12 protein-coding genes are annotated in these 16,654 nt (G+C 54.4%); 10 read left to right on the forward strand and 2 right to left on the reverse strand.

The window, feature by feature from the left end; translation table 11 throughout:
• Window positions 1-19: 19 nt before the first annotated feature.
• Window positions 20-1,159: an N-acetylglucosamine-6-phosphate deacetylase gene (gene nagA, locus AC6HVW_RS07340; RefSeq protein ID WP_021805318.1), complete on the reverse strand. Its 1,140-nt coding sequence runs from the start codon at window positions 1,157-1,159 to the stop codon at window positions 20-22.
• A gap of 18 nt (window positions 1,160-1,177) precedes the next feature.
• Entirely contained in the window at window positions 1,178-1,978 is an 801-nt protein-coding gene (gene nagB / locus AC6HVW_RS07345; RefSeq protein ID WP_021805317.1) for a glucosamine-6-phosphate deaminase, read from the reverse strand.
• A gap of 336 nt (window positions 1,979-2,314) precedes the next feature.
• Between nagB and nagE the strand changes: the two genes are divergently transcribed.
• The 10 genes from nagE (at window position 2,315) to AC6HVW_RS07395 (ending at window position 16,652) form a co-directional block, all read left to right on the forward strand.
• Window positions 2,315-4,348, forward strand: coding sequence for an N-acetylglucosamine-specific PTS transporter subunit IIBC (gene nagE / locus AC6HVW_RS07350; RefSeq protein WP_071682276.1), 2,034 nt, complete (start codon window positions 2,315-2,317; stop codon window positions 4,346-4,348).
• Between the two features lie 192 nt (window positions 4,349-4,540).
• On the forward strand, window positions 4,541-6,205 hold the full coding sequence (gene glnS / locus AC6HVW_RS07355) for a glutamine--tRNA ligase (protein WP_071682275.1): 1,665 nt from the start codon (window positions 4,541-4,543) through the stop codon (window positions 6,203-6,205).
• 516 nt (window positions 6,206-6,721) lie between these two features.
• The gene (locus AC6HVW_RS07360) at window positions 6,722-6,910 is read left to right on the forward strand and encodes a DUF4762 family protein (protein ID WP_071682274.1); all 189 of its coding nucleotides are present in this window, start codon (window positions 6,722-6,724) and stop codon (window positions 6,908-6,910) included.
• 208 nt (window positions 6,911-7,118) lie between these two features.
• The gene (locus AC6HVW_RS07365; RefSeq protein ID WP_497569316.1) at window positions 7,119-7,787 is read left to right on the forward strand and encodes a thioredoxin domain-containing protein; all 669 of its coding nucleotides are present in this window, start codon (window positions 7,119-7,121) and stop codon (window positions 7,785-7,787) included.
• On the forward strand, window positions 7,787-8,734 hold the full coding sequence (locus AC6HVW_RS07370) for an ABC transporter (RefSeq protein WP_497569317.1): 948 nt from the start codon (window positions 7,787-7,789) through the stop codon (window positions 8,732-8,734). The genes AC6HVW_RS07365 and AC6HVW_RS07370 overlap by 1 nt, the downstream gene beginning before the upstream one ends.
• 24 nt (window positions 8,735-8,758) lie before the next feature.
• Window positions 8,759-10,897 (forward strand): peptidase domain-containing ABC transporter, encoded by a 2,139-nt coding sequence (locus AC6HVW_RS07375; protein ID WP_497569318.1) that lies wholly within the window; start codon window positions 8,759-8,761, stop codon window positions 10,895-10,897.
• Complete coding sequence (locus AC6HVW_RS07380; RefSeq protein WP_497569319.1) at window positions 10,894-12,057, forward strand: efflux RND transporter periplasmic adaptor subunit; 1,164 nt, start codon at window positions 10,894-10,896, stop codon at window positions 12,055-12,057. The genes AC6HVW_RS07375 and AC6HVW_RS07380 overlap by 4 nt, the downstream gene beginning before the upstream one ends.
• On the forward strand, window positions 12,050-14,005 hold the full coding sequence (locus AC6HVW_RS07385; protein WP_071682269.1) for an ABC transporter permease: 1,956 nt from the start codon (window positions 12,050-12,052) through the stop codon (window positions 14,003-14,005). The genes AC6HVW_RS07380 and AC6HVW_RS07385 overlap by 8 nt, the downstream gene beginning before the upstream one ends.
• Window positions 14,005-15,405: an efflux transporter outer membrane subunit gene (locus AC6HVW_RS07390; RefSeq protein ID WP_497569374.1), complete on the forward strand. Its 1,401-nt coding sequence runs from the start codon at window positions 14,005-14,007 to the stop codon at window positions 15,403-15,405. Before AC6HVW_RS07385 ends, AC6HVW_RS07390 begins: the two co-directional genes overlap by 1 nt.
• Complete coding sequence (locus AC6HVW_RS07395; RefSeq protein ID WP_071682268.1) at window positions 15,402-16,652, forward strand: beta-ketoacyl-[acyl-carrier-protein] synthase family protein; 1,251 nt, start codon at window positions 15,402-15,404, stop codon at window positions 16,650-16,652. Before AC6HVW_RS07390 ends, AC6HVW_RS07395 begins: the two co-directional genes overlap by 4 nt.
• The last annotated feature ends 2 nt before the right edge of the window (window positions 16,653-16,654 follow it).

Here is a 16,654-nt window from a genome sequence, read left to right on the forward strand (position 1 = left end):
TCTACTCGCTGTTCATGGATTAAACCTCGTTGCCGTTAACGAGGGTCTTGGTGATTTGGTAATCACGGGTAAAGGCGGTCAGGTTGGCGACCTTGCCAGCTTCGATGGTGCCTAAACGTTGTTCGACACCGATAGCGCGAGCCGGGTAGAGCGTTGCCATACGCAGCGCTTCGTCCAGTGCGATACCGACATGCTCTACGCTGTTTTGCACCGCTTCGATCATGGTCAGTGCGGAGCCGCTCAGCGTGCCGTTTTCGTCAACGCACAGGCCGTCACGATAATAAATGGTTTTACCCGCGAAAATAAACTGATCGATATCCGCGCCTGCTGGTGCAGTAGCATCGGTAACCAGCACCAATTTATCACCTTTTACCCGCTTGGCGTTACGGATACTCGCCCAGGCCACGTGGTGCCCATCGGCAATGATGCCGGTATACACTTCTGGCGTGTCGAAGATCGCGCCCATCAGGCCCGGCTCGCGGCCACTGATGTACGGCATGGCATTGTACAGATGGGTGGCGAAGGTAATGCCTGCGGCGAAACCAACGCGTGCCTGATCGTAAGTGGCGTTGGAGTGGCCTGCGGACACCACGATACCGGCGTCGCTCAGCTGTTTGATAAAGTGTGGTTCCACCATTTCTGGCGCCAGGGTCACTTTGCTGATCACGTCGGCATTGGCACACAGATAGTCGATCATCTCGCTGGTAGGCTTGCGGATAAACGCCGGGTTGTGGGTGCCTTTCTTCTCCAGGCTCAGGTACGGGCCTTCCAGATGCAGGCCAAGGGCCTGATTAGGATGGTTCTTCAGATAAGCGCGCATCACGTTGATGCCGTGCTTCATATAATCGTCGCTGCAGGTGATCAGCGTTGGCAGATAGCTGGTACAGCCGGATTTCTCGTTGGCGCGCTGCATGATTTCCAGCGTGGTTTCCGAGATGGCTTCCAGTGAGTCGTTAAATTGCACGCCGCCGCAGCCGTTAAGCTGCACGTCGATAAAACCGGGGGCTAGGATGGCACCACCCAGATCGCGCGTTTCGATGCCTGCTGGCAGCTCGGCCAGTGGGCAGACTCGTTCAATCAGGCCATCAGCAATCACTACCGCATGGTCATCAAGCACGTCGTGGCCGGTAAAAATCCGGCATTGGGTTAAAGCGAACATGTAGCCCCCTGCAAAAAATTAAAGACTATTAACGCTTTCCGCTTCCAACTCGCGGAAATACTTAACGGTTTTCACCTTCAGTTCCATGGTGGACGGTTCGTCACAAACCACCACGGCTTTGGCATGCAGCTGCAGGCAACTGATGGTCCACAGGTGGTTGATGCTGCCTTCCACTGCGGCTTCCAGCGCCTGTGCCTTGCCACGGCCGGTGACCAGGATCATCACTTCTTCCGCATCCAGCAGGGTACCCACGCCGACGGTCAGGGCATATTTTGGCACCTGGCTTACGTCACCGTCGAAGAAGCGGGAGTTGGCGATGCGGGTTTCTTCGGTCAGCGTTTTGATACGGGTGCGTGAAGCCAGAGAAGACGCTGGTTCGTTGAACGCAATGTGGCCATCGAAGCCCACGCCGCCCATGAACAGGTTAACTTTACCGTAGGATTTCATCTTGGCTTCGTACTGACGGCACTCTTCGTCAACGTCTGGTGCGTTGCCGTTCAGCAGGTTGATATTTTCACGTGGGATATCAACGTGGTCGAAGAAGTTACGGTACATGAAGGTGTGGTAGCTTTCCGGGTGTTCCTGCGGCAGGCCAACATACTCGTCCATGTTGAAGGTCACGACGTGCTTGAAGCTGACTTCACCGGCTTTGTGCATCGCGATCAGGTGTTTGTAGGCTTCCAGCGGGGTGCCACCGGTTGGCAGGCCAAGGACGAACGGGCGATCTGCGGTCGGTTTGAAGGCGTTGATACGCTGAACGATATGGCGTGCGGCCCATTTGCCGACTTGAGTAGTGTCTTGTAGTGGGATAAGTCTCATCGTACACCTCTAGGTAGAATAAACTGTGTCTATACTGGTACGGGCAACAACCGTAGCTTAAAGCGTAACTCAGCTTTGTGAAGCGGGTATTAGGGATTACTGTCCGTTGATTTTTTGAATGATAAAATAAGTTTTGTGCGATGGCTAGCAATGTGGCAGTTTAACACTACTTTTTGGTGACATTTGTCACAAAAAAGGAGGTTTTAATTTGCGATACGAAATAATTTTTTTACACTCCGCATGAGTGATACGTGCCAAGCGTTATTTCTAAAAAGGTAGTGAGTTATCTCAATAAACTGCCAATAGGGTCCGGCATCGGACGAATAGGGGGAAAAGGTGAACATTCTTAGTTATTTACAAAAGGTGGGTCGGGCCTTGATGGTTCCGGTAGCCACACTGCCTGCCGCAGCCATCCTGATGGGTGTCGGCTACTGGATTGACCCGGTTAGCTGGGGTGGGGACAATGCTCTGGCAGCCTTGTTCATCAAATCTGGTTCGGCCATTATCGATCATATGTCGGTCCTGTTCGCCATTGGTGTGGCTTACGGTATGTCCAAAGACAAAGACGGTGCTGCTGCACTGACCGGTTTTGTCGGCTTCCTGGTAGTGACCACGCTGTGTTCACCTGCCGCGGTGTCAATGATTCAGAAGATCCCTCTCGATCAGGTTCCAGCCGCCTTTGGCAAAATTGAGAACCAGTTCGTGGGTATCCTGGTGGGTATCATTTCTGCCGAAGTCTACAACCGTTTCAGCGGTGTTGAACTGCCGAAAGCGCTGTCATTCTTCAGCGGCCGCCGTCTGGTGCCAATCCTGATCTCCTTCCTGATGATCCTGGTTGCCTTCATCCTGATGTACATCTGGCCGGTGGTGTTCAACGGTCTGGTCAGCTTCGGTGAGCAGATCCAAAAGCTCGGCTCTGCCGGTGCCGGTATCTACGCCTTCTTCAACCGTCTGTTAATTCCGGTCGGTCTGCACCATGCGCTGAACTCGGTATTCTGGTTTGACGTTGCCGGTATTAACGATATTCCTAACTTCCTGGGTGGCTCGCAGTCTATCGAAGCGGGTAAAGCCACTGTCGGTATCACCGGCCGTTACCAGGCAGGCTTCTTCCCAATCATGATGTTCGGTCTGCCAGGTGCAGCACTGGCCATCTACCACTGCGCGCGTCCTGAGAACAAAGCGAAAGTGTTGGGTATCATGATGGCGGGGGCGTTCGCTGCCTTCTTCACCGGGATCACCGAGCCGCTGGAATTCTCCTTCATGTTCGTTGCGCCTGTGCTGTATGTGATCCACGCCATTCTGACCGGTATCTCCGTGTTCATCGCGGCCAGCATGCAGTGGATTGCCGGTTTTGGCTTCAGTGCCGGTCTGGTGGATATGGCGTTGTCAACGCGTAACCCACTGGCGACCCACTGGTACATGCTGATCCCGCAAGGCCTGGTGTTCTTCGCTATTTACTACGTGGTCTTCCGCTTCACCATCAAAAAATTCAACCTGATGACCCCAGGCCGTGAACTGGCGGTTGCCGGTGACGAAACCGACGGTTATGACGTGGATACCGCTGCGGGTAAAAACGAAGATGAAACCACTACCCTGGCTCGTCGCTATGTGAGCGCCATCGGGGGTTCTGACAACCTGACCGGGATCGATGCCTGTATCACCCGTCTACGTTTGAACGTCAAAGATTCTGCGTTGGTGAACGATGCTCTGGCTAAACGCCTGGGTGCTTCTGGCGTGATCCGTCTGAACAAGCAAAGCGTGCAGGTAATTGTCGGGACTCGTGCCGAACTGATTGCCAGTGCGATGAGCAAAGTGATTGCAGCAGGCCCGGTAGCGGCAGCCTCTGCTCCAGCCGCCGCAGCCGCTGCGGCAGAAGTTAAACCGCAGGCTGTTCCTAACGTTGCTAAAACCGTGTTGGAAGCGCTGGTGGCGCCGGTAACCGGTGAAGTGGTGGCTCTGGATCAGGTGCCGGACGAAGCCTTCGCCAGCAAAGCGGTCGGTGACGGTGTGGCTATTCGCCCAACCGATAAAACCGTCGTGGCGCCAGCTGATGGCACCGTGGTGAAAATCTTCAACACCAACCACGCTTTCTGCCTGGAAACAGACAAGGGCGCGGAGATCGTCGTGCACATGGGTATCGACACCGTGGCGCTGAACGGTCAGGGCTTCAAACGCCTGGTGGAAGAGGGTGCTGAGGTGAAAGCAGGCCAACCTATCCTGGAAATGGATCTGGAATACCTGAACGCCAACGCGCGCTCGATGATCAGCCCGGTAGTGGTCAGCAATGCTGACGACTATGCTGGCCTGACGGCGCTGGCAACCGGCAATGTGGTTGCTGGTCAAACCAAGTTGTTTGAGATCCAGAAATAAGTTGGGTTTAACCCTGGCTCCGCCCGGGCGTTAAACGGGCGGTAAGCAGTATCAGCGGGAAAAGAGCGATCTTTTCCCGCTTTTTTTGTTTTTGCAGCACGGGAACTTGACGAATAACGGTTGTTTCTGGGCGCGGCTTATTGGAACATAGAAGGTTATATGTGTAGCGCTTTGCATTTGAGGAATAGTGACATGAGTGAGGCAGAAGCCCGCCCAACCAATTTTATCCGTCAGATCATTGATGAAGATCTGGCATCAGGGAAGCATACGTCGGTTCATACACGTTTCCCACCGGAGCCTAATGGCTATCTGCATATCGGCCATGCCAAGTCCATTTGCCTGAACTTTGGCATCGCCAAGGATTATCAGGGCCAATGTAACCTGCGTTTCGATGACACCAACCCGGTAAAAGAAGACATCGAATTTGTCGACTCCATCAAGCACGATGTGGAGTGGTTAGGCTTTACCTGGAGCGGCGACGTTCGTTATTCCTCGGACTATTTCGATCAACTGCACCAGTATGCGGTTGAGCTGATCAACAAAGGCCTGGCCTATGTTGACGAGCTTTCTCCCGAGCAAATCCGTGAATACCGTGGCTCGCTGACGGCTCCGGGCAAAGACAGCCCGTACCGTACCCGCACGGTTGAAGAGAACCTGGCGCTGTTTGAGAAGATGCGTAACGGCGAGTTTGCCGAGGGCACCGCTTGCCTGCGCGCCAAGATCGATATGGCCTCGCCGTTTATCGTGATGCGCGATCCGGTGATCTACCGCATCAAGTTTGCGGAACACCACCAGACCGGGAACAAATGGTGCATCTACCCGATGTACGATTTCACCCACTGCATTTCCGATGCGCTGGAAGGGATCACCCATTCGCTGTGTACCCTGGAGTTCCAGGATAACCGCCGTCTGTACGACTGGGTGCTGGATAACATCACCATCCCTTGCCATCCGCGTCAGTACGAGTTCTCACGCCTGAATCTCGAATACGCCATCATGTCCAAGCGTAAGCTGAGCCAGCTGGTGACCGAGAAGATCGTTGAAGGCTGGGATGACCCACGTATGCCAACCGTGTCCGGCCTGCGTCGTCGTGGCTATACGGCCGCCTCTATTCGCGAGTTCTGCCAGCGTATCGGCGTCACCAAACAGGACAATAACGTCGAGATGATGGCGCTGGAGTCCTGTATTCGTGACGATCTGAATGAGCACGCACCGCGCGCCATGGCCGTGCTGGATCCGGTGAAGGTGATCATCGAGAACATGTCGCAAGACGTGGAAATGGTGACCATGCCTAACCACCCGAACCAGCCGGAAATGGGCAGCCGTGAAGTGCCGTTCAGCCGCGAAGTGTATATCGATCGTGCAGACTTCCGTGAAGAAGCCAACAAGCAGTACAAACGTCTGGTGCTGGGCAAAGAAGTGCGCCTGCGCAATGCGTATGTGATCAAGGCTGAACGCGTAGAGAAGGATGCAGAGGGTGAAATCACCACCATTTTCTGCACCTACGATCCCGATACGCTGAGCAAAGATCCTGCCGATGGTCGCAAGGTGAAAGGCGTGATCCACTGGGTGTCTGCTGCACACGCCTTACCGGCAGAAATTCGCCTGTACGATCGTCTGTTCAGCGTGGCTAACCCGGCGGCGGCAGAGGACTTCCTCGCCACCATCAACCCGGAATCGCTGATTATCAAGCAAGGCTTTGTTGAGCCAAGCCTGGCAGCTGCCCAGCCGGAAAAAGCCTACCAGTTCGAGCGTGAAGGCTACTTCTGCGCCGACAGCCGCTATTCTACGGCCGATCGTTTGGTGTTTAACCGCACCGTAGGCCTGCGTGATACCTGGGCCAAGATTGGCGCTTAAGCTTAGCCAAGCCTAGCGTGTTCCCTTGCCTGTTTGTCTCTTGATCGGATCTTCTGGTCAAGAGACATCTTCTGTTTTGCTTTGAATGCTACCCTCATGTCCGTTTCCCTCCGCTTACTGTCCCTGATTTTGGTCATTTGGCCTGCGTTCCGTTAACTGTCATTCTACGCCCATAATAAAATCAGGGTAATAAACTCGCGGAATTTATCTAGCCTGCATTTTATTTTGTGTAAATTTTGAGTCGCTCCCCTTGGCTTATTCCTATTACTAAATATCGAAATAACGAAAAGTTGCGACCACTTATACTTATATTTTGGCGCTCTGCGTATTAGCCATAAATTTATTGATCTGCGTTTGTTGATCGGCTATTCTTGCCCGAAATACAGGGTGGTAAATAATAATCAGCATGCTTTAATAAAGGCATATTTCATTGTGTCTTTATACTAAGCATGGTTATTTTCTATCAAGATAGATAATGCCAAGGCTGATTTATACTCACTATATAAGGATTATGTTGTGAAAAAGCTTACTGTTTCTCAAGCCAACTCAATCGTCGGCGGTACCTGTAAAACCTGTACTACCAAATATGTCGCCTCTGGTTTCAAGTGCAATATGGTAACAACCTGTACCGACAAAACCGGTAAAGTCATCAGCCAGGACTCTAAGCCTACTGCGCTGGCCCATTGCGGTATTATTGAGCAGTAATACTGAGTAAAGGTTTCCTGCTGCCACCGTCCTTACTACCCTTGAATAGAGGGTTATTGAGTCCGAGTTACGCTCAAGCCTGTGTCCAGTAAGGGCGGGTAACGTGGACCCTTATTCAGCGTTTATTTCAGTGCTGATGCGACTTTTTCGTGTCAGCCTGTTTCGCAACGATAAAGCTAATTAGCAGGCCTTTTTAGGACGAGTTTTTATGTTCAGAACCCCTCTATTTATTACCCTGTATACGTTAGTGGTTATTATTGTTTCATCACTTATGACGACAGCCTATTTTCACTATTTTGTATTGAATACTAATGACGATCAGCAAAGCCTGATCGCTTTCGATAATAATAATGCTAATAATAGTCCGATCAAAGAAGGCAATACCCTTATCGAACTCTTCTCTTATGGCTGCCACTACTGCGCCCTGAATGAAGAAAACCTGGATAAGCTGGAAGCGCGGATGCCTGCCGGGAGCAAGTTGGTCCGTTTGCATATCAATAACGAGCAGATGAATGGTTTGGCCAGTTTTTCCTCGTTGTTTGCGACGTTAACGATAATGGGCATTGAACCGCAGCACCGTCAAAGCGCCTATGACGCAATTATCCGGGACAAGGTCGATCTGAGTAACCCTAAAAATCGTGATATCTGGCTTCAGGAGCAAAACATCGATCCCGCGGAGTACGCCCGTGTTAGCCAGATCCCGCAGGTGAAAGCCTTGCTGAGCTATATGACCGAGGTCTCCCGCTATTACAACATAGATGCAACGCCGAGCTTTATCGTCAACAGGAAATGGTTGGCACTGCAGGATCGTGAGTTCCCCGAATTTGCTGACCACTTGTTGTCGTTGTTACAGCATGACAAACCGCTGGAGCCCTAATGCGTTTCTTTGCTGTGTGGGCCTATCTGGCATGGCGAAATAGCCTGGCAACGCTGATGCGTAGTCTGGCGCCCTTGCGCAAAGCACAGAGAAGCGCCTCCTGTTGGTTATTGCAGCACGGTGATTATCGTTGGTTTCTTGTGCTGGCGGCGTGGGGCAGAAGGTTGCGGCTGGGAGACCGAGGGGAGCGTAGGCGTGCTTTCGTGGCCGCTGCCAATAAGCAGTGCTTGCTTGGCGATGGCCGTAAATTGGATTTTGCCGGGATGAGCTATCGTCGGCGGCTATTGGATCTGGCCGCTACCTATGGGCAAAGCCCACAGATACAGGCTCAGATGGAGCGTTGTAAAGCACAGTTGAATGCCGTGGTGGAGCCTTTGCATCAAGCCGGTTCGCCGGTGGTGCTAGCTCCGTTGCATATGGTTTCCGATGTGTTGGCCGGGATGGTTGGGGGCGCGGCTTTCCCTGGTCAGGCAACGGTGATCGTTTCCAGTAGTGTGGAAATCTATCAGGAACAAGTCCGTCAGCTAGGGAAGGTCAATCTTGCTTATTGTTCGATCCATGACGATAGCCGGGAAATTGCCGGCAACCTGATGGCGGCGATCATGGAGGCAGCGGATCATCAGCGGAACATCATGATCTTCCCTGATATCACCCCCGATTACACCGTCAATGCCAATACGGCAGCAACGGCAAAACTACCTTGTCGGCTTTTTGATCGCCCTGCCAATCTGCACAGCGGAGTGATACGTATTGCCCGGGCGTTATCGGCGCAGGTGGTTTTTTATTACCTGTATTACGACCAGGAACTCAAAATCCATATTGAGCCACCGATGCAGGCTCGCAGCCTGAAGGCCAGGCTGCCGGAAATCATTGAAGCATCGATAGCTCGGCATCCTGAAGACTGGCTGTTATGGCACTCGCATTCGTTATTTTTTATCAATGAATAATCTGGAAATTGAAGAAGTCAGATCATGGAAAAGATAATCCCGACGCAGGTTTTTCAAGGTGAAACCAATGAGTGTGGGTTGGCCTGCATCGCCATGCTGGCGCAGACGCAGGGCATCGATGCCCCGCTGGAGAACTTGCGTGAACGCTATCCTGCGTCGCAGCATGGCACCTCGTTGACCACGTTATGTACCATTCTCTCTGAGCTGGCCATACCCGCTTACCCGGTGATTTTCGACCATGGGGAGCTGGCGGAGCTGCCCCTGCCTGCCATTTTACACTATGGTGCCAGCCACTATGTGCTGCTGGCGTACCGCCAAGGCAACTATGTCTGCGTGATGAACCCGGCGATAGGCCAGCAGCTGTTGCCCATCGATGCATTAAAACTGGAAATCAGCGGCTACGCGCTGGTGCTGGACAGTGAAAGACAACCCGACCCAAAGGCACAGGCTGATAAAAAGCGCAGTACGGGTTTCAAAGCCCTGGAGTGCATGAGCCTGAAAGAGACCGCCAGGATGCCGGGTATCTATCGGCTGATGGTGCTGGCCTTTCTGATTTCCTTAACCCTGTTCATCATGCCGACGATGGTGGGCAGCGCCATCAATCAGGTTTACTCCTCGGCGGGTGACGCCGACTTTCCGTATTTTTATTTCCTGCTGGCGTTTTTTGTTTCAACCCTGCTGGCCTTCGCCGTGCGTTGGGTTACGGAGCGGTTTATCAAACGCTTTGTGGTGGTCAACAGCGTTGCCGGTTTCTCGCGGTTACTTAGTAACTCACTTAACTTCTTTGCCAAACGCGCACCAGGCGAGGTGTTCAGCCGCTTTTCCAACTGGCAGCTGGCGTCCGGAATCAAGATCGAGCTGGATAACGGCCTGCGTACCGATTGGATTATCGGCGCTATCGCGTTAGGCGTCATGTGTTACATGAGCCCGTTGTTGGCGATGGTCTCTGGCGTTGGCGTTACGCTAATGGGATTGATCAGCATCTGGGCCATCTATCGCGATCGCTATTACACCCAGCAGTTGCAGGTAAAAACGGCGGAGCAAAGCGACTTTATTCTGGAAAGCATTCAGGGTTTTTCCACCATCAAATCCGCTGGGCTGGACAGCCAGCGCAAAAGCGTGTTTGCCCGCTACGCGCTGTCTCTGTTTACCTGCCAGCAGCAGCAGAGGATCTATGAGCAGGTAAAAAGCAGCCTGTATCAGCTGATCGGTAGCCTGGAGATGGTGTTTTTCATGCTGCTGGCGTTGCCATTGTTGAAAAAGGGGGGCCTGACGCTGGGGGAGTTTTTTGCCTACAGTTTTGTGCGGGAGATTTTCACCTCGTATATCACCAAAATATTCTACGCCATTTTGCAAAAGAACCAGCTGCACGTCATTGATACCCGTGCGCGGGATCTGTTTCCTTCCAGTTCAGAGCATGAAGCGGCACCTAAAACGCTCCCGCAGTTCAGCTCTCGGTTGAGTTTTCGCCATATTGTCTTTGCCTACGATGCCCAGTTGCCGGTGCTGCATGATTTGTCGATATCGCTGCAACCCGGCCAACGGATTGCCATTGTCGGTGAGTCGGGGACGGGCAAAAGCACGCTGCTGAAAGTGATGACCGGCCTGATGGCTCCGCAGCAAGGTGAGGTGGTGGTCGATGGTCAACCGGTCGATTATCGGCAGCTACACACCTTGTTCTTCCTGCAAAGTCAGGAAGATATTTTGTTCAATGCCTCGGTGCTAGAGAACATCACGCTGTTTGATGAGAACGTGGATGAGCATCAACACCAGCGGATTAAACGTTCCCTTGAGGGGCTGAATCTGCACTCGGTCGTTGAAAAACTGCCGGGTGGCCTCAACGCCCTGATCCGTGAAAGCCATGCCGGGTTGTCCCTGGGGCAGCGCCAACGCCTGTTATTGGCACGGGCAATGTACAGCAATTGCCCGGTGCTGGTGCTGGATGAACCCACGGCCAACCTGGATGAAAATACGGCGCATCAGGTGATGACGACCTTGCTTGCCCATTGCCGTGAACATCAAAAAACGCTGATCACCGTGACACACAGCGAAAGCGTGCTGTCGATGTTTGATCGGGTTTATCGCATGGACAATGGGAGTATGGCGCAGGTTGATACCCTGTTCGCACCGCAACCAGACCTGACAGCGGCAGCATACTCATGAAGATTAAAATGACAGGAACGAAGCTGCCGATGGTGGTGCTGGCATTGGCCGCATTGAGCGGTGCGGTTGTCTGGTATGCCATGACGCCAACATCAGATGGCACCCTCAATACTGCCGAAATTACCCGCGGTGACATTGAGAAAACGGTGCTGGCTACCGGGGTACTTAAACCGTTGCTGCAAGTCAGCGTCGGTGCGCAGGTCAACGGGCAACTGCAAAAGCTGTATGTGAAACAGGGGGATCGCGTCACTCGCGGGCAACTGTTGGCGGAGATTGATCCTACGTTGCAGCAGAATGCGCTGCGTAAATCAGAAGCGGCATTACAAAGCGCGCAGGCGCAGAAACAGGTCACTCAGGCGATGCTCAAGCAGTATCAGCAGGAACTGACCCGGCAGCGCAGAATGGATCGCGAAGGCTCCGGCATAAAAAGTGAGTTGCAGAAAGCCCAGGCCCAGCTCCAGACGCAGGTCGCCCAGCTAAAGGTGAATGATGCCCAAATCGTTCAGGCGCAGATGGAGCTGGAAACGGCCCGCGCCAATCTGGGTTTTACCCGCATTGTCGCGCCGATTGACGGTGAAGTGTTGGGGATTGTCACCAAAGAGGGGCAAACCATTGTCTCTTCTCAAACCGTACCCACCATTTTGGTGTTGGCGGATGTCGATACCATGTCAGTGCATACCCGCATTTCAGAAACGGACATCCTCAAGGTTCGCGTTGGGCAGCCACTGTGGTTTTACGTGGTTGCCGATCCGAAAAAGCGCTATGAGAGTGTGATGGGATCGATCCAGGAAGCGCCTGGCGAGGCCTTGCTGGACGACAGCCTTGCGACTTCCTCCAGCCAACAAGCCTCTGCGGTGTATTACAACGGCGTATTTGTGATCGCCAACGCCCAGCGTTTGCTACGAACCTCAATGACTGCCCAGGTGTTTATCATCACCGAACAGGCCAGGAATATCCTGCGAGTACCGGTTGCCGCCTTTGGCGCACAGCGGGATGCAGACCGCTATCAGGTGCAGGTGATGAATGGCAAGCAGCTTGAGCTACGTTGGGTCCGTATTGGGCTTAATGACCGGCAGTTTGCCGAAGTCAAAGAAGGGCTCAACGAGGGAGATCGCGTGGTGCTGAGCTCCTCGGTGACGGGAAGCGATCATCATGGCTGAACATAATGAGCCTGTGATCGCCCTGCGCGGCGTATCCCGCCACTTTGTGTCCGGATTGCAGACGGTGGCGGTGTTGAAATCTATCTCACTCACCATTCAGCGGGGTGAAATGGTGGCGATCATTGGCGCTTCCGGCTCGGGGAAATCCACGCTGATGAATATTATCGGCTGCCTGGATAAGCCGACGCAGGGGGAAATGTCCATCAAGGGTATTTCCACCCCCCAGGCCAGTAGCGAACAGTTGGCTCAATTACGCAGCCAGTACATAGGATTTATTTTCCAGCGCTATCATCTGATGCCGTACCTCAGTGCCGCTGAAAACGTCGCCATCCCGGCTCTGTATACGGCGATGCCGACGGCTGAACGTCAGCAACGGGCCGAGTATTTACTGACCCGGCTTGGGTTGCAGCAGCGTATCCATTACAAACCGGCCCAGCTTTCCGGTGGCCAGCAACAGCGGGTCAGTATCGCCCGGGCACTGATGAACGGGGCGGAAATCATTCTGGCTGACGAACCGACGGGGGCGCTCGATCGTGCCAGCGGCCAAGAGTTAATGGGGATCCTGCACGCGCTGCATCAGGCAGGACACACTCTGATTATCGTGACCCATGATCGTGATATCGCCAATCAGGCACAGCGCATCATTGAAATCAGCGACGGTGAGATTATTTCCGACAAGGCCAACTATGCCGTCGCGCCGTTGGAGACCCCGCCAGCGCTGCCGGTTGCTGTGGCTACTGGCCGCACAAGGTTTTGGCAAAGCGTAAAAGAGGCCGTCAAGATGGCCTGGCGGGCCCTGTTGGGGCACCGCGCCCGGGCCTTTCTGTCGATGCTGGGCATCATCATCGGTATCTCTTCGGTGGTGTCATCCATGGCGGTCGGGGAAGGGGCTAGGCAAAGTATTCTGAATGAAATCAGCCAGCTGGGCACCAGTACGCTGGAGATCCGGCCGGGGCTGGGCTGGGATAATCTCCGCCCCGACTTTGCGCGGGCGCTCACGGTGTCCGATGTCGAACTGCTGGCGGAGCAACCTTATGTCGATAGCGTGTCGCCGTTGGTCAGCAATACGGTAAAAGCGGTACGTGGAGGCAAGCAGGCCATGGTGTCGATTTCCGGCATCAGCAACGCGTATTTTCGCGTACAGGGCCTACATTTCCTCTCCGGCAACGGCTTTACCGGGCGCGATCTGGACGAGCGTGAACCGGTGGTGATCATCGATCCAGAACTGCGCGCCACGCTGTTTGAACCGGATGAGGAGCCCGAGGGGGAGATCATCCAGTTGGCGGGTACGCCTTACCGGGTTATCGGTATTGCCGAGCGTAAGGGCGGCAAGTTCAGCGGCATGATGCTTGGGGCGTGGATGCCATACACCGCGTTGCTGGAGCGAATGTCCGGCAATATGCCGATCGAATCAATAACCCTGCGGGTCAATGACGGCATTTCATTACGTGAGGTGCAAGGCCGGGTAGAAGCATTACTGGAGCAGGCGCATGGCCAGCGTGACTTTTTCACCCAGACCAATGATCAGATGACGCAGGCTATTCGCAAGGCGTCGGACTCCATGACGCTGCTAATCACCGCCATCGCCGGAATTTCCCTGCTGGTGGGGGGCGTTGGCGTGATGAATATCATGCTGGTATCCGTGACCGAACGAACCCATGAGATCGGCATCCGCCTGTCGGTTGGGGCGCGTCCTGCGGATATTATGCGCCAGTTTCTGATCGAAGCGATGGTGATCTGCTCGCTGGGTGGGCTGATTGGCATTATCGGTGCCGGGCTGGCCGGGGTGATTTTCTCCTGGGTAACGCAGGAGTTTTCCATGATCTTTACCTGGCCACCGATGGTGCTGGCCTGCGGATTTTCGGCGCTGATCGGCCTGGGATTTGGCTTTTTCCCAGCGCGTAATGCAGCGCGCCTTCACCCTACGGAGGCGCTGGCACGCGAATGATGATGGGTAAATTTTCCTGCACACTGCTATTCCCCTTATTGCTGACGGGGTGTGGCTCATTAGTCAAAAGCGACTATCAGCAACCCATGCTTTCTGTGCCCTCCGAATGGCGGCAGCAGGAGAGCGGGGCGGGTTATTTACAGCACAGCCAACGCTGGTGGGACAGCTTTGACGATCCACAGCTCTCGACACTGATTGGTCGGGTGCTGACCAGTAACAACGATTTGGCGATTGCCGGATTGCAGCTACAGCAGGCGCGATTGGCGGCAGGGTTAACCAATACCAACCTGACACCGGACGTGGCGATTAGCGGCGGCGCAAGCAATGAAAAAAACCTGCGCAGCAATACCACCCCGACGGAGTCTTACCGTACCTCGCTGGATTTGAGCTATGAATTGGATCTGTGGGGCAAGCTGGCGCGGGCCAGAGAGCAGGCACAGTGGCAGGTTGAGGCCTCGGAGCAGGATCGGGAAAACACCGCGTTGATATTGATTGGTGATACCGCGCGCTATTACTGGCAGATCGCCAGCCTCAATCAGCAGATCACGCAACAGCAGACCGGGCTGCAAATCAGTAAGCAGACGCTCGACATGGTGCAGTCCCGCTACGCAGCGGGCGCGGTTGGGCAACTTGATGTATTGCAGGCGCAGCAATCGGTGATCGAGCGTGAAAACCGGCTGCGCCTGTTGCAACAACAGCGCGAGGAGGCCCGCAACGCGCTGGCCATCCTGTTCAACCGTTCTCCCACCGATCGTCAGGTAGAGCGATCTTCTCTGGACACCCACCAGGATGTACCGATAGCCAAGATGCTGCCGGTTGAGGTTATCGCCCGCCGCCCGGATGTGAAAGCGGCGGAAAGCCAGCTGCGCGCGGCGTTGGCAGGTTCGGATGTGGCCCGCCTGGGCTTTTATCCGACGCTTTCGCTGAGTGCCTCACTCGGGGCTGCCAGTCATGTTTTCCAGCAGTGGTTCAGTAACCCGGCCAGAACACTGGGCGCTAACGCTGCCTTACCGTTTGTGGAATGGAACACCGTACAACTTACCATCGAAAAGTCGGATCTGGCTGTCAGGCAGGCGGCGATTGTGTTTCACAGCACGGTCTACAGTGCCTTGTCCGATGTGGATAACGCCATGACGCAGCGGCTTGGCTATCAGCAGCAAAGGAAAAACCAGCAGCAGAATCTGCAGCTAGGCCAGCAGCGTTTAGCGCTGGCGACTAGCCAATACCAGGCGGGAGCCGTTTCTTTCCAGACTCTGCTGGATGCGGAAGATGCCCTGCTGACCATTGAAAATAATCTGGCGGATCTGCAGTACAGCTACCTCAATGCCACCATGAAACTCTGGCAGGCACTGGGCGGCGGTGTGGCAAAAGAAAATGACAGGGAAAGGGGGAAATCATGAATAAAGGTTTAATGCCGCGCCGAGTGGTGGTCACCGGTTACGGGGCGGTGACGCCGCTGGGAATGAATGCAACGCAAAGCTGGGCGGCGATCATGGATTATCAGCTAGGTTACCGTTATTACGATAAATCCAGCGTGGGGATCCAGTCGCGTTTTCTGGGGCTGATCGACGAGGAGCCAAGCTTGAAAGGGGTTCCTGCGGCGATCCGTCGTCGCCTGCCGCGTTTTGCCCGGCTGGTGTTGGCCGCGGCCCGTGAGGCGATGGGCATGGCGTTTCAGGGCGACAGCCCGGCGGCCTATTACGATCTGCTGGAGTGCGGCACGATTATGGGCAGTGGCTGGGCAGGGCAGGATGAAACCCATATGAATTATGAAGGCTATCTGCGCACGGGGCTGGGGTCACCATTTGGCTGTTTCCTGTCGATGCCGAATGCGGCTACGGCGGCGTGCAGCCTGTTCTGGGGCCTGCGCGGTTATCAAAACAGCCCGATCGCGGCCTGTGCGACCGGGACGATCGCCATCGGTGATGCTTTTGAGGTGATCCGCAGTGGTCGCGCCTCCATGATGCTTGCCGGGGCCGGGGAGTCGCTGCGTACCGATGCCGCAGTGTGGAACATCGATATCCTTCGAGCGTTGGCGAGCGAGCAGGAAGATATCCGCAAGGCCTGCTGCCCGTTCAGCCTGGATCGCAACGGCTTTGTGCTGTCAGAAGGGGCGGCCGTTTTGTGCCTGGAAGAACGGGAAGCCGCGCTGGCTCGCGGGGCAACTATCCTTGGCGAGATCAAAGGCTATGGTAATTATTCCGATGCCGTCGATTTTACTGCCCCGGCCGAAGACAAGCTTGCGCGGGTCAAGACTATCGCGCGAGCATTGGATCAGGCGGGATTGGCGGCGGCTGATATCGACTACATCAATGCGCATGGCACCTCGACGCCGCTCAACGATCTGAACGAAACACAGGCCATCAAACTGGCCTTCGGTGAAGCCGCTTTTAGCACACCGCTTTCCAGCACCAAATCTTATTCCGGGCATCTGATTGCGGCGGCGGGCAGTTTTGAATCCATTATTTGCCTGCAAGCCATACAACATCAGATGATGCCTGCGACCTGTCACCTGATGAATGCCGATCCACAATGCGATCTGGATTACATCGGTGAGGGGCATCGCTCTGCAGCGTTACAAAATACGCTGAATCTGAGCTTTGGTTTTGGCGGTGCCAATGCGGCCTTGGTAATCGGGCAGGCATGAGT

This window comes from Serratia sp. NCCP-200 (genome assembly GCF_059697885.1).

What these genes read in the sequence shown, in the direction of transcription:
- nagA (WP_021805318.1), bottom strand. Translation starts at nt 1,159, where the DNA reads ATGTTCGCTTTAACCCAATGCCGGATTTTTACCGGCCACGACGTGCTT.
- nagB (WP_021805317.1), bottom strand. Translation starts at nt 1,978, where the DNA reads ATGAGACTTATCCCACTACAAGACACTACTCAAGTCGGCAAATGGGCC.
- glnS (WP_071682275.1), top strand. Translation starts at nt 4,541, where the DNA reads ATGAGTGAGGCAGAAGCCCGCCCAACCAATTTTATCCGTCAGATCATT.
- AC6HVW_RS07365 (WP_497569316.1), top strand. Translation starts at nt 7,119, where the DNA reads ATGTTCAGAACCCCTCTATTTATTACCCTGTATACGTTAGTGGTTATT.
- AC6HVW_RS07370 (WP_497569317.1), top strand. Translation starts at nt 7,787, where the DNA reads ATGCGTTTCTTTGCTGTGTGGGCCTATCTGGCATGGCGAAATAGCCTG.
- AC6HVW_RS07375 (WP_497569318.1), top strand. Translation starts at nt 8,759, where the DNA reads ATGGAAAAGATAATCCCGACGCAGGTTTTTCAAGGTGAAACCAATGAG.
- AC6HVW_RS07380 (WP_497569319.1), top strand. Translation starts at nt 10,894, where the DNA reads ATGAAGATTAAAATGACAGGAACGAAGCTGCCGATGGTGGTGCTGGCA.
- AC6HVW_RS07385 (WP_071682269.1), top strand. Translation starts at nt 12,050, where the DNA reads ATGGCTGAACATAATGAGCCTGTGATCGCCCTGCGCGGCGTATCCCGC.
- AC6HVW_RS07390 (WP_497569374.1), top strand. Translation starts at nt 14,005, where the DNA reads ATGATGGGTAAATTTTCCTGCACACTGCTATTCCCCTTATTGCTGACG.
- AC6HVW_RS07395 (WP_071682268.1), top strand. Translation starts at nt 15,402, where the DNA reads ATGAATAAAGGTTTAATGCCGCGCCGAGTGGTGGTCACCGGTTACGGG.